The organism is Zarconia sp. (assembly GCF_057467645.1).
The window spans coordinates 14728-27722 of record NZ_JBRJXU010000179.1 but is presented as its reverse complement, the minus strand read 5'-3'; the positions used below and the strand labels follow the sequence as shown (position 1 = coordinate 27722).

12 protein-coding genes are annotated in these 12995 nt (G+C 50.3%); 10 read left to right on the top strand and 2 right to left on the bottom strand.

What is annotated here, in order from left to right; translation table 11 throughout:
• The first annotated feature begins 1 nt into the window (after position 1).
• The gene (locus tag AC2215_RS26795) at positions 2 to 1000 is read left to right on the top strand and encodes a hypothetical protein (protein WP_486813096.1); all 999 of its coding nucleotides are present in this window, start codon (positions 2 to 4) and stop codon (positions 998 to 1000) included.
• A gap of 190 nt (positions 1001 to 1190) precedes the next feature.
• Here AC2215_RS26795 and AC2215_RS26790 read toward each other — a convergent pair whose 3' ends face one another.
• Positions 1191 to 1916, bottom strand: a complete 726-nt coding sequence (locus AC2215_RS26790) for a class I SAM-dependent methyltransferase (RefSeq protein ID WP_486813095.1) — start codon at positions 1914 to 1916, stop codon at positions 1191 to 1193.
• A 330-nt stretch (positions 1917 to 2246) separates the two neighbouring features.
• Between AC2215_RS26790 and AC2215_RS26785 the strand changes: the two genes are divergently transcribed.
• The 6 genes from AC2215_RS26785 (at position 2247) to AC2215_RS26760 (ending at position 9064) form a co-directional block, all read left to right on the top strand.
• A complete protein-coding gene (locus AC2215_RS26785; protein WP_486813094.1) occupies positions 2247 to 3137 on the top strand; it encodes a glycosyltransferase family 2 protein in 891 nt (296 codons plus the stop codon).
• A gap of 62 nt (positions 3138 to 3199) precedes the next feature.
• Positions 3200 to 4462 carry a glycosyltransferase family 4 protein gene (locus AC2215_RS26780; RefSeq protein ID WP_486813093.1) on the top strand — a complete coding sequence of 421 codons (1263 nt, stop codon included), beginning with the start codon at positions 3200 to 3202 and terminating at the stop codon, positions 4460 to 4462.
• A gap of 46 nt (positions 4463 to 4508) precedes the next feature.
• Positions 4509 to 5375, top strand: coding sequence for a glycosyltransferase family 2 protein (locus tag AC2215_RS26775; protein ID WP_486813092.1), 867 nt, complete (start codon positions 4509 to 4511; stop codon positions 5373 to 5375).
• A gap of 150 nt (positions 5376 to 5525) precedes the next feature.
• On the top strand, positions 5526 to 6626 hold the full coding sequence (locus AC2215_RS26770; protein ID WP_486813091.1) for a glycosyltransferase family 4 protein: 1101 nt from the start codon (positions 5526 to 5528) through the stop codon (positions 6624 to 6626).
• A gap of 30 nt (positions 6627 to 6656) precedes the next feature.
• A complete protein-coding gene (locus tag AC2215_RS26765; protein WP_486813090.1) occupies positions 6657 to 7778 on the top strand; it encodes a glycosyltransferase family 4 protein in 1122 nt (373 codons plus the stop codon).
• Positions 7775 to 9064 carry a glycosyltransferase family 4 protein gene (locus tag AC2215_RS26760; protein ID WP_486813089.1) on the top strand — a complete coding sequence of 430 codons (1290 nt, stop codon included), beginning with the start codon at positions 7775 to 7777 and terminating at the stop codon, positions 9062 to 9064. The genes AC2215_RS26765 and AC2215_RS26760 overlap by 4 nt, the downstream gene beginning before the upstream one ends.
• A gap of 9 nt (positions 9065 to 9073) precedes the next feature.
• Here AC2215_RS26760 and AC2215_RS26755 read toward each other — a convergent pair whose 3' ends face one another.
• Entirely contained in the window at positions 9074 to 9211 is a 138-nt protein-coding gene (locus tag AC2215_RS26755) for a hypothetical protein (protein WP_486813088.1), read from the bottom strand.
• Between the two features lie 556 nt (positions 9212 to 9767).
• Between AC2215_RS26755 and AC2215_RS26750 the strand changes: the two genes are divergently transcribed.
• The 3 genes from AC2215_RS26750 to AC2215_RS26740 all read left to right on the top strand — a co-directional run bounded on the left by AC2215_RS26750 (position 9768) and on the right by AC2215_RS26740 (position 12643).
• Positions 9768 to 10136, top strand: a complete 369-nt coding sequence (locus AC2215_RS26750; protein ID WP_486813087.1) for an STAS domain-containing protein — start codon at positions 9768 to 9770, stop codon at positions 10134 to 10136.
• Between the two features lie 315 nt (positions 10137 to 10451).
• On the top strand, positions 10452 to 11177 hold the full coding sequence (gene psb29 / locus AC2215_RS26745) for a photosystem II biogenesis protein Psp29 (protein ID WP_486813086.1): 726 nt from the start codon (positions 10452 to 10454) through the stop codon (positions 11175 to 11177).
• A 221-nt stretch (positions 11178 to 11398) separates the two neighbouring features.
• Positions 11399 to 12643: a glycosyltransferase gene (locus AC2215_RS26740; protein ID WP_486813085.1), complete on the top strand. Its 1245-nt coding sequence runs from the start codon at positions 11399 to 11401 to the stop codon at positions 12641 to 12643.
• The last annotated feature ends 352 nt before the right edge of the window (positions 12644 to 12995 follow it).

Below are 12995 nucleotides of genomic sequence, written 5' to 3'. Positions count from 1 at the left end.
TATGATGTTTGCCAAATTTTTAAAAAATGTCACCATTTGTTTTTTACTAAGCTGTACGTGTTTTTTGAGTGCAGTCTTCATTCAAATGAATGCGCCAACGGAAAGCTCGCGATGGATTTACGAAATCAATCAAGCCAAGTCAAATTTAGCCCATTCAATTAACGAGCCAAAATTAATCGTTTTGTCAGGGTCGAATAGCTTATTCGGAATGAGCTGTAAAACGATCCAGGAAGATATTCAAATTCCCTGTGTTAATGCTGCGACAAATGCCGGACTAGGTTTAGATTATATTCTGTCTTTCGGTCGTTCCCTCGCTCGCCCTGGCGATACTTTTTTACTTCCCTTAGAATACGGAATGTATCAATATGATGGAAAACACAGTGATGTTTTGATTGATTATATTTTCGCGCGAGATCCCGGCTATTTAAACAAGATCGGTTTTGAAAGTAGAATGCGCGCCATTGGGGGAATTTCTTTCTCCCGTCTGATGCGAGGAACCATTTATAAAGTCGCAAAAATTTCACCTCGCAAAGATGGATATCAGTCCGATACTTTAAATGAGTATGGAGATGAAACGAGAAATACTGTGGCGAGTATCACTGAAGCCCACCGTCAAAAATTGAATCGGCTTCAACCGATGGAAAAAATTAATGGTTCCGTCGATTCTAGTCATGGAATGCAAAGTATTCGTGATTTTGTCCGTTGGTGTCGAGACAATAATATTCAAGTCTTAGCATCTTGGCCGTCTACCGTTTGGTTTGAAGCCTACAATCAACCGTCGAGAAGGGAATACTTTAAGAGTATTAAAAACTTTTATCAAAGTCTTGATATTCCGATTCTCGGACAACCTCAAGACTTTATGTACGATGTTTCTCTCTTTTACGATACGGCTTATCATCTCAACGATCGGGGAATGCATCAACGAACGGAGCAGGTCATCAGTTTACTACAGCCGTATCTCCAGCCAAATGAAAAATTGACCCAGGTCACCAAAAAATAGTAGGACTTACCTAAAGCAAGCTATAGCCGTCGCCAGAGCAATTAGGATACTCGTGAAGGCAGGCGAAGGTGGCAAAGTCCGCCTCGAGCGACAGAGGAGAGGTCGGAGCGCACAAGACGCAAGGGAACTTCAAATCATAAAAGCGGCGATCGACTCAGGCGGTTGCCGCTCTTTAATGGACTCGATCGAGTTAAAGATGCTTGAGCTTTTTAAAAAAATAGTTCGGATTCTTCTTGACTAGTTCGTATCGATCGGATGCGAGAACATCCTCAACTATTTTTTTGACTTCCCACTGGGTTCCATCCGCAGAATCATCAAACAGAATAAACCCTCCGATTTCGAGTAATCGATCGACATTATAGAAATCGCGACGCACAAAATCGTAGTTGTGATTGCCATCAATAAAGGCAAAACTAATCGAACCACCGAGTCTGACCGTTCTCCCAAACAAATCGGTCAGTTCCGAACGATATATCCATTCTGCAAAAAAATCATCAGAAAAGAGTTCGATGGCATAGGGTAAATCCTGAGAACTAAAGAATTGTACGTTTCGCAGAAAGCTTTCTTTGACAAACTCCTTATAATCGCTGTGTTTGAGATAAGGATGTCCGCCTAAGAATTCTTTTTTATCTGCCCCTTCAAAATTCCAAGCATCGCTACAAAATAGCTTGTTTGAGATACCATGTTTGAGCTTAAAGTAGGAAATTAAATTGGTGGAAAGCCCGCAAAATGGTCCAATTTCTATAATGGGAGACGAACTAGGAAGATGAGAAATGGCATAATCGAAGCACCAAAGATTTCCTTTTTCAAACATCCCTGGATTGGCGCGAAACAACCACTTGATAAAATTATCTGAAACGACTTCCGTCTGTAATCGATCGATTGCTCGTTTTAAGCTATCAAGAACTTTACTCATATTTTTATTGAATACCGTTGCTATGGGTACGCGATTCGATATTGACAGTGATGTGGCGGTCAAAAGGATTTCAGGAAATATACGGAAGGCTCTACATGGAATTTCTTACGTAAACTTTCGTGATGTCTGGAATGTAAAGTTTACAAAAGATAAACGAATCCTGTAAACACTCCCATGAAAGTTTGTCAATACTGCACATACTTTTTTTCTAACATATAATGTTAGGAGAGGCTAAAAATTATCAAAATATTTGCACGATCCTTATCTGTATCTACCTACATTCAATAAGGTCTCCTTATAAAAATAGTCAGAACCTAAAAGGAATTGAATATGTCTCAAGCCGTACATCCTTTCGTTTCTGTCATCATTCCAGTTTTTAATGATTCTGAGGCTTTAGAAGTCTGCTTAACATTACTTTCAGAGCAAACCTACCCTCGCGAATCTTATGAAGTCATTGTCGTAGACAATCGTTCCGAGGAAGAGATCGAAGCCATCGTCGCTCGTTTTGAAGGAACGGTTTACGGCTACGAATCTTGTCCTGGTTCTTATATTGCTCGCAATCGCGGTATCTCCATGGCTAAAGGGGAGATCGTCGCCTTTACCGATTCTGATTGTCTGCCCAATCGAGATTGGATCGAGCAAGGTGTTTCTTATCTGACTCAAACAGAAAACGGCGGCTTAGTTGCGGGTTCGATCGAAACCTGTTTTCACAATCCCGAGCAACCGACAGCCGTAGAACTCTACGATCGAATTCTCGCCTTTCCTCAGAAAAACTATCTCGAGAAAACTCACTTTGGCGTGACGGCTAATCTATTTACCTTCAAACACGTCATTGACGCTGTTGGCACGTTTGATGAAACCCTCAAGTCCGGTGGCGACTACGAATGGGGACAGCGGGTTTATCAAGCCGGTTACCAACAAGTTTACGGCGAAAAAGCGGGCGTTTCTCATCCTGCGAGATCGACCTTCTCCCAGCTCTCGAAGAAAATCGGGCGCGTGGTGAAGGGGCAATACGATTTGCATCAGAAAGCCGCTTATACCAAGCAAAAGTTTATTCGCGAGACTCTCAAAGACTTAGTTCCGCCCATTAAGTTTGCCATGGGTTTATATCAAAAGAATCAAGATCTGACCCATTTGCAAAAGCTGCAAGTCACTTACATCCGGTTTTTGTTCAAATACAAACGAGCCTGGGAGCGGATGAAGTTACTCTTGGCCATCTAATCGGTCATCGAGATGGGTCATCTCAACCAACATTTTGTCCCCTATCGAACGAGCAAACGAGCGTGAAAGTTTTACATTTAAGCCGAGATACCGGAAGTGGGGCAGGACGGGGCGCTTACTGGCTGCATAATGCCCTCACTCAAGCGGGTGTTGAGTCCCAGGTTCTCGTGGCGCGCAAAACCATCGACGATCCCGATGTTGTCGGATTAGAAGGCAAGTCTAGCAAGTTTGCCAACAAAGTCCGGGACAAACTCGATAAGCTTCCCCTGGCACTTTACCCCAATAAAGATCCCTATATCTTTTCCCCCGCTTGGATCGCTCAAAACGTTAGCGATCGCATCGAAGCGTTAAACCCGGATTTAGTTAACTTGCACTGGGTGTGTGGCGGCTTTCTCAAACCCGAAAGCCTGCGCCAATTTCAGCGGCCGATCGTTTGGACGCTGCGGGATATGTGGGCATTTTCCGGCGGCTGTCACTATACCGGAGATTGCACCCGATACGAACAGTCTTGTGGTGCGTGTCCCCAGCTCAAATCCACTTGGGAAAACGATTTATCCCGTCAAGTCTGGCAGCGAAAACAGCAAGCGTGGGCAGATTTGGATATTACGTTGGTGGCGATTAGTCATTGGATTGCCGATTGCGCCAGCAAGAGCGAACTCTTCAAAAATCGACGCATTGAAGTTATTCATAATGCCCTCGATCCCACGGTTTACCAACCCAAACCCAAAACCCTATCCCGCACCCAATTAAATTTACCCACCGATAAAAAACTCGTGCTGTACGGGGCGATGAACGGCGTTGGGGATAAGCGTAAAGGGTTCGAGTATCTCGCTGCCGCCTTGAAAAATTTAGGAAGCAGCGACCTCAAAAGCGAGATCGAAGCCGTCGTCATCGGTTCGGTCAAGCCCGAAAATGCGCCGGATACGGGACTCAAAACCCATTACCTCGGACGAATCGACGACAACGACGTTCTGGCGCAAATTTATTCGGCCGCCGACGTTACTGTGGTGCCCTCCATTCAAGAAGGGTTCGGCAAAGTTGCCATCGAATCCCTCGCCTGCGGAACCCCCGTGGTGTCCTTCGATTCCACCGGACTCAAAGATATCGTCGAACACGAGCAAAACGGCTATCGCGCCCGATGTTTCAGCGCCGAAGACTTAGCAGCCGGAATTGCCTGGGTTGTGGAAGACGATCGCCGCTGGCAAAACTTATCGGTGCGATCGCGTCAGAAAGTGGAAGAAGAATTCACCCTCGAAGTTCACGCCCGCGCTTACCTGAAGCTCTACGAAGAGATTTTACAACCCGCCCAACCCGTCACGGTCTAAAGAACCGTCATTCAACCTCGATCTCTGACTCAAGGATGCAAAAACGATGACCAATTCCGTTTACATCATTATTCCCGTTTTCAATCGCAAAGAGACCACCCTGGCTTGTTTGGCTCGATTGCAAAGTACCGGAGACTTGCAACGATACCGCGTTGTCGTTGTGGATGACGGTTCCACCGACGGCACGGCCGAAGCCATCTCGCAGCAGTATCCCGCCGTAGATATTTTGACCGGAGACGGTAACCTGTGGTGGACGGGGGCGATCGCCACAGGAATGCAGTACGCCTACGATAAAGGTGCCGACTACTGCTTCTGGCTCAACGACGACTGCACCCCCGATGCCGGTGCCCTGCCCCTTCTGGTGCAGTTTATGGCGCAAAATCCCGGTACGATTGCCGCTCCCGCCTGCTACAACCCCGAAGCCGACAAAATCGATCGCAACGGTTTCAAAGGTCGGCAGTCCCGTGCGGCCGTTCCCGGCGAACTGGTGTGGGTGGACGGAACCTGCGGCTGGTGTGTCGGCATTCCCCGCGCCGTCATCGCGAAAATTGGCGTTCCCGATGCCCGTAAGTTCCCCCAATATTCTGGGGACGACACCTACACCCTACGGGCCACCCGCGCCGGATTCAAAGTCTGTCTGGTGGGAGATGCCCGTGCGACCCTTGCCGACGGCGTGCGCGTCACCCACAATTTCGAGCATTTCCATCGCTCGGAACACACCCTATCCCAAGCCTGGAACAGCGTTTTCTGGAGCAAAAAATCCCCCTATCACCTGCCCACCAAATTCTTCTACTGCACCGAACGCTACGGCCCGGTTGTCGGCGGCGTGTTATTCGGTGCCAAAATGGGCACTTGGCTGTGCGAGTGGGGACAGCTTCAGTTGAATGCAAATCGCACCAACGCTGAGGCTTAAGGTGTCGGGGGCTTCGGGAGCATCGGAGGCTTCGGGGGGGTATTCTTCTTCGTTCTCCGTTTCTCCCCTCCCCGCGTCCGGAGCGTCCCCGTGTCTTCCCCTCTCCCCATCTCGGTGCATCTACACGCACAACTACCAGTAAGACGACCTGTGAAAATTTGGCACGTTGGATCTTCTTTTTCACCCCAAAAAGTTTGCGGGGTTAATAATAGCGTTTGGTTGCTCGCCCAATATCAGGCACAACTGGGATGCGATGTGGCGGTGGTAGTCGATCCGGCGCCCGATGATGCAGCAAGAGAATTAGCCGAGAAATCGGGTTTTGAAATTATTCACCTCCCCTCCAATCGATGGCGGTACGATCGCTCGGTGCTAGATCCAATTCTGCGCGATCGTCCCCCGCAGGTGGTGCACATGCATTCGGTCTTCATTCCCAAACAGGCCGCTCTGGCTCGAGCCCTCGTCCGTTGCGGCATTCCCTATATCGTCAGTCCCCGCGGGGGATTGGACTTCCGGCGCTCTCGATTGCAAAAGCTCGTTTACAGCGCCCTCATCGAAAAACCCCGTTTTCGCGCAGCTGCGGCCGTTACCCTGTTGATGCCCAAGGAAGAAGAAGCCGTCCGCGCTTTCGTGCCGGAGTACGACAAACCCGTGCGCTGCCTGCTCAACCCCATCGAACCCAACCACCGCGAGGGCGATCGCTGGCAAAGCCATCCCGAAACCAAACGGGTGGTGTTTCTCGGCCGTTTTGACGTGGTACACAAAGGCATCGACATTCTCGTCGACATTGCCCGTCACTTGGAAGACGTAGAATTTCACCTCTACGGCAGCAAAGAATCTAAAAGCGAGCACGTCTTAGAAGAGTTGCAGCGCAACCTACCCCCCAACGTCTATTTTCACGAACCGGTTTTCGGGGATGCCAAAAACGAGGTTCTGACTCATGCGAGTTTGTACATCCAAGCTTCGCGCTGGGAAGGATTCGGGCGATCGATCGCCGAAGCGATGTATCTGGGGGTTCCCTGTGCCGTCTCCGAAACCATCAACTTTGCCGAAATGTTCCGAGAAAAAGATTTAGGTGTGGTGTTTCCCCCAGAACCCTCTTCGGCGGCCCAACTGCTTGCCAAAGCCATCGAAAATCCCGAGCGTCTTGAGGATTGGTCGGAACGGGGGCGGGAATTTGCCCGATCGCACTTTCAACCTCAAGCTGTTGCTACCGGATTTATCCGGCTGTACGAAGAAGTCACCGGCATTTAAGCCAATAAGTGGTGTGGGGAGGCGATGGCGATGAAAATCTGGCATTTGGGAGCGGCATCGTCTCCCCAAAAAATTTGCGGTGTCAATCACGCCGTGTGGCTCCTAGCGCGAGAACAAGCTCGACGGGGACACCAAGTCACCCTGTTACTGAGTGCCAAGCCCCACCCCAAGGCCTCAGAAATCGCCCGCATCGAGGGAATTGACTTAGTCCAGATGCCCGCCAACTGCTGGAATTATTTTTCAGATCGATCGCCCTTCGTTCCTGTTAACGACTCCCTTTGGGAGTATCGCCTCCGACCGGATATCGTCCACCTGCACTCGGTGTTCATCCTCAAACAGGCGATTTTTGCCGGGATTCTGGCACGACATCGCATTCCTTACATTATTACCCCCCACGGTGGATTGAACTTCCACCGATCGCCTCTAAAAAAGCATGTCTACAGCGCGTTACTCGAAAAGGATCGATTTTCCCGAGCCGCTGCTATTACGGTCTTAACGCCCCAGGAAGAAGCCGCTGTCAAAGCGTTCGTTCCCCAATACCAGGGAACGATTCGATGGATGCCCAATCCCATCGACTTGCAACGCATTCAAGAACCCAAGTGGCAGGGGAACGTGAGTCTGAAACAATTGGTGTACCTCGGACGGTTCGATGTCCTCCACAAAGGGATCGATCGGACGATCGCCCTAGCCCGAGAATTGGAGGAATTTACCTTTAACCTCTACGGCACGCCCGAATCCAAAACCCGGAACTTGCTCGCTCGCCTGCAACAGAACCTGCCCGGTAACGTCCATTTTCACGAGCCGATTTACGAAACCCGCAAAGCACAAGTATTAGCCAATGCCAGTTTGTACCTGCAAACCTCGCGCTGGGAGGGCTTTCCCATGTCCATTGCCGAAGCCATGGCGCTGGGAGTTCCGACGGCCCTATCCGAGCATTTAGGGGTAGCGCAAATCTTCGCGCGGCACGACCTCGGTTTACCCTTATCCGTCAACCCCCAAGAAGCGGCGACCCAGCTCAGATCGCTCTTCGATCGCCCCGATCGAATTCACCATTGGTCTTCTCGGGTGCGAGCGTTTGCCTGCGAGCATTTCCAACCCCAGACCGTCGCCGATCGCTATCTCGATCTGTATCAAACTGTTTTAAACCCATGAAAGTTCTTCTGTCTGCTTACGCCTGTCAACCCGGTGAAGGTTCCGAACCCAGCGTCGGCTGGAATACCGTTGTGGAAGTCGCCAAGTCCCACGAGGTCTGGGTGTTGACCCGACGTAACAACCAAAAGGCGATCGTTGCAGAACTCGAGCGCCATCCCATCGACAACCTCCACTTCATCTATCTCGATGTCTTCAACTGGACTCGTCGCTGGCCGCCGGGAGAAGTGGGGAAAGCGGTGCGAATTCACTACTATCTGTGGCAGGTGCGGGCTTATTTTGCCGCCCGTCGCCTTCATCGCCAAATTGGGTTCGATCTGATGCATCACGTCACCTACGTGCAATATTCCGCCCCCAGCTTTTTGGCGTTATTCCCCGTCCCCTTTATTTGGGGTCCTGTCGGTGGTGGAGAATCTGCCCCCCAATCCTTTCGATCGACCTTCAACAAACGGGCGCAGCGCTACGAAATCCTGCGGGATATCAGCCGCTCGATCGCAGAAGCCGACCCTTTCGTGCGCATGACGGCAAAACGCAGCACCATCGCCCTCGCCACCACCCAAGACACCGCCGAGTGCCTACACGCTTTGAATGCGCCCCAAGTCCAAGTGGTGGGACAATGCGGGTTGAGTGGGGCGGAAATCGATACGTTATGCCGTTTGCCTGCCCCCCAGGCGACCCCGCTTCGTTTCATCAGCATCGGTCGCTTCCTCCACTGGAAAGGTTTCGATCTGGGTCTAGAGGCTTTTGCCCGCGCCCAAATCGAGGATGCCGAGTTCTGGATGGTGGGAGATGGCTCCGAACGCGATCGCCTCGAATCTTTAGCCGCATCCTTGGGCATTGCCGATCGGGTCAAATGGTGGGGTAAACTCTCGCGAGACAAAACCTTAGAGATGTTAGGAGAGTGTCACGTTCTGGTTCATCCGAGCTTGCACGATTCGGGAGGATTTGTCATTTTAGAAGCCATGGCAGCCGCTCGCCCGGTCATTTGCCTGGATTTAGGCGGACCGGCCACTCAGGTCACCCAAGCCACGGGATACAAAATTACCGCCAGCGATCGCGACTCGACCATCGATGGTATTGCCAGTGCCATGAACCGTTTAGCCTCCGACCCAGAACGATCGAAACACATGGGTCAGGCCGGACGGTCTCGAGTCAAAATGCATTACGATTGGCGTGCGAAGGGTCAGTTCTTCAGCGAGCTTTACCGTCGCGTTCTCTCTGGCAAATCCGAGCAAAATCCAACGGTGCTAGCGGGCACCATCGGACAGACTAGCCAGACGCGAGGATGAGCGTATCTGTTAAGGATGAAAAAACACATTGTCGGAACATCCTTCAACGATCGGGGTTAAAGCCAGTATTTCTGAGGAGTAACATCGGGCAATGCCGTGGTGTTGCAACTGCCAAGGCGGTGAAGGCAATTCAAACAATTGGGTCATGACCCGAGGTCTTTCTCCCCTAGCTCCCGAAGCCTCCGAAGCCTCCCAGAGCGACCGGTCGCTTGTATCCTCAGGTCAGTTTTGGATAAGACTGTTTCCGGTGAGGGTGGGGAATAGGGAATGACGCCATGTGCAACTTAATTCTCCAAAATCCTCTCCCACGGGGGGAAGGGGAAAAGGGGGATCGGTCTACTCGCTCACCATATCGCGAGCGCAAAAAGAGCGCACACCGCGTAAATGGGGAATGGAGATGGAGTACTTTCCTCCCAAGCGACCAGATGTAGCCAGTGTTGTCGCTTCGCTTTCAAGAGGCTTGCCAACCGCCCGAACATCGCCAAGAGGCTGCATCCCGGCGAGATGACCGACGCGATCCTAACCAAGATGGCGACTGCTATAGTGCCGTCGCGATCGCAAAAATCGATCCGATCGCGGGCTTACATGATTTCTTGAGATGTCATAATCTAAATAGGTCGCTCTAGATACGATCGGGTTTCCTCGTTCGCAGTCGTGCTCGAATGAGAGAAACCAAAGTGTTCATCATTTCGAGGGAGGGTCAGTGATCCACATCGAGCAGAAAACACACACGACAAAAGATGGATTAACCGTAATTGTCCTCGCCCCCACGGGTCGTTTGGACATTACCACCGCATGGCAGTTTCGACTGAAACTGCAAGAGTGTATTTCCAAGCAAAGCAATCATGTCGTGGTGAACTTAGGTCAGGTCAATTTTATCGATAGCTCGGGCTTGACATCTTTAGTTGCTGGGATGCGAGATGCTGATAAAGTGAAGGGCAGTTTTCGCATCTGTAATGTTCATCCGGAAGCCAAACTCGTATTTGAAGTCACGATGATGGATTCGGTATTTGAAATTTACGAAACCGAAGAAGAAGCCCTAGAGGTTCCCCGCAATAACGTGGTGAGCTAACGTTGCGATCGCGCGCGAGTTTGGCTGTCTGGTTAAATTCCTCTCGACCGATGTACTCCGATCTTCGCGACCGTTGGTGAGTATTCCCATTGTTAAACGCGGTCGCGCCTAGCTTCTCTTCCCTAACCCCAAAATTGTCTAGAGCCAAAGAAAAAGGTAAACCGACAAGTCGCATTTGGAACAGGAAACAGAGCCATCGACCCTCTGTCAGAAGTCAGCCCATCGGTTCACTCGATCGGCGATCCCCATCTCTATCTTGGCAAAAGGAGAGCCAAAGGGGAGAATGAAAGTCAATAAATCCCTATATTTTGTCCTGTGGATAACGTCCCTACTGTATCAGACACCAAAAGAGCTTTTTACCAAGTTCACACCCGTCCGATTAATTCGATTTATCGTCGGGTTGTAGAAGAATTGATGGTGGAAATGCACTTGCTATCGGTTAACGTCGATTTTAAGTACGATCCCATCTACGCCTTGGGAGTTGTATCGTCATACAATCGCTTCATGCAAGGTTACCGGCCCGAAGCCGACAAGGATTCGATTTTCCAAGCCCTCGCGCGGGCTTTGGGAGTCGATCCCCAGCAGTACCGTCAAGATGCCCAATCCCTAGAATCTCTGGCTGCTGACCTGTCTGCGGAAGAAGCGATATCCGTTCTCAATGGCTCGGGGTCTCCAGAAAAAGCCAGTCAACTCTCAAAAGTCGTTGAGGAAATCGCTGCAGCCACGAACTTTAAGTACAGTCGCTTGTTTGCAATCGGGTTATACGTTTTCCTCGAATTGAGCGATGAGACGTTGGTGAAAGACGAAAATCGCCTCGAAGAAGCACTCCAGTCAGTTTGCACCAAACTAGGGATTTCCTCAGAGAAAACCCAGAAAGATCTGGAGCTGTACCGAAGCAATTTGGAGAAAATGCTGCAAGCTCAGATCGTCATGGAAGATATTCTTAAAGCCGATCGCAAAAAGCGTCAAGAACGAGAAGAAGCCAAACAAGCTGTAACCGCTCCGCCGAGCGACTCCTCCGATGAAGCCACCTCAGAATGAGTCAGCATCGATGGAGATCGCTAGCGCGTTAGGAGACATTGCCTTCAAGCAAGTGGAACTTTAACTTTAAAGTTTGAGACAGTTGGTTTAGATTTCTATCGTCGGTACGGGGAGCGATGGCGTTGAGCTTACTCTTATAGAGGCTCTCATCGGTTGTATGCTTAAAAGTATCATCCGATGAGAGCAGTATTTTAAGCAGTATTTCAAGTAAACGTAAAACTATGGCTTCTGTTAAGCAACATATTGCACTAGTTTCCGTTCACGGCGATCCTGCGGTAGAAATTGGTAAGGAAGAAGCCGGGGGTCAGAACGTTTACGTCCGTCACGTGGGCGAAGCTCTAGCCGAACAAGGATGGCAAGTGGAAATGTTCACGCGCAAGAGCCATCGCGAACAACCCTCGATCGTCGAACATCGTCCCAATTGTCGCACCATTCGATTGACCGCCGGTCCCGAGGATTTTATTCCCAGGGATCGGCTGTTCGATTATTTACCCGCATTTGTCGATGAATGGCTGGTATTTCAAGAGCGCTCTGGTTTTAAATATCCATTAGTTCATACCAATTATTGGCTATCAGCGTGGGTGGGTATGGCGTTGAAAAAACATCAAAATATCGCCCAAGTTCATACCCATCACTCCCTAGGAGCGGTCAAATATCGCGCCGTCGCCTCGAAACCTCCGATCGCCAAGATTCGCTTGGAAACGGAAAAAAACTGTATTGAAACCGTCGAGCGAGCGATCGCCACCAGCACCCAGGAAGTGGAAGATATGCACTCGTTGGTGACGCAAAAAGGAAATATCGACGTCATACCCTGCGGAACGGATATCGAGCGATTTGGATCGATTCCGAAATTTGAGGCCCGTCAGAAACTCGGACTCGATCCGAATGCCAAAATTGTATTTTACGTCGGGCGCTTCGATCCCCGTAAAGGAATTGAAACCCTCGTACGAGCCATCGGTTTGTCTCAACTCCGGGATAACGCGAACCTACAATTGATGATCGGGGGAGGTTCCCGGCCCGGATTCGCCGACGGAAAAGAGCGAGAGCGCATCGAAGGCATCGTCGATGAATTAGGGTTGCGATCGCTGACTCATTTTCCCGGTCGGATACCGGACGAACTGATGAGCGCCTACTACGCCGCCGCCGATGTGTGCGCGGTGCCCAGCCATTACGAACCGTTTGGCTTGGTGGCTCTCGAAGCCATGGCCTGCCGGACACCCGTGGTGGCATCCAAGGTGGGTGGCTTGCAGTATAGTATCGTCGATGGGGAAACGGGTTTGTTGGTTCCCCCTCAAGCAGATAAAGCTTGGGCCTGTGCCATCGATCGCATCTTGGGAGACACCGCGTGGCAAGAGGAATTGGGACGCGCTGCAAGAGCGCGGGTTGTCCAATATTTCAGTTGGGAGAGTGTGGCTTCGAATCTGAGCGCTCTTTATACTGAAGTCATTAGACACCTCCAGAAATAAAAAATTCCGACAATTTCTAGACCGAAGTCATGAATGGCTTCTGGCTTTCCCCCTTAATCCTTTGGCCCGAGATGTCTCTTGCATCATTGCGCGATTCGGTTTTGTCAAGTGCGTTCGCAGTCAAGCCCAGAGCCGGGTTGAAGATCGAATCTAGGGAAATCCGAACTTTCTATGGGGGAATGCGCCGCCGCGAAATCCCCCCAATTCTCGGTAAAATGAGCAAAAGTGCAAGAAGTTTTGATGTGTAATTGATGTTTAAAACGTCGTTTGGGTGTCACGATCGCACGAACATCATCAATGTCATTTTCCTGACCATGAGTAGACAGACCATCTCCGATCGACATTGCCAAAA

Bases quoted from the DNA above. Each gene is read 5' to 3' on its own strand.
- AC2215_RS26795 (WP_486813096.1), top strand. From the start codon at position 2: ATGATGTTTGCCAAATTTTTAAAAAATGTCACCATTTGTTTTTTACTA.
- AC2215_RS26790 (WP_486813095.1), bottom strand. From the start codon at position 1,916: ATGAGTAAAGTTCTTGATAGCTTAAAACGAGCAATCGATCGATTACAG.
- AC2215_RS26785 (WP_486813094.1), top strand. From the start codon at position 2,247: ATGTCTCAAGCCGTACATCCTTTCGTTTCTGTCATCATTCCAGTTTTT.
- AC2215_RS26775 (WP_486813092.1), top strand. From the start codon at position 4,509: ATGACCAATTCCGTTTACATCATTATTCCCGTTTTCAATCGCAAAGAG.
- AC2215_RS26765 (WP_486813090.1), top strand. From the start codon at position 6,657: ATGAAAATCTGGCATTTGGGAGCGGCATCGTCTCCCCAAAAAATTTGC.
- AC2215_RS26760 (WP_486813089.1), top strand. From the start codon at position 7,775: ATGAAAGTTCTTCTGTCTGCTTACGCCTGTCAACCCGGTGAAGGTTCC.
- AC2215_RS26755 (WP_486813088.1), bottom strand. From the start codon at position 9,211: ATGACCCAATTGTTTGAATTGCCTTCACCGCCTTGGCAGTTGCAACAC.
- AC2215_RS26740 (WP_486813085.1), top strand. From the start codon at position 11,399: ATGGCTTCTGTTAAGCAACATATTGCACTAGTTTCCGTTCACGGCGAT.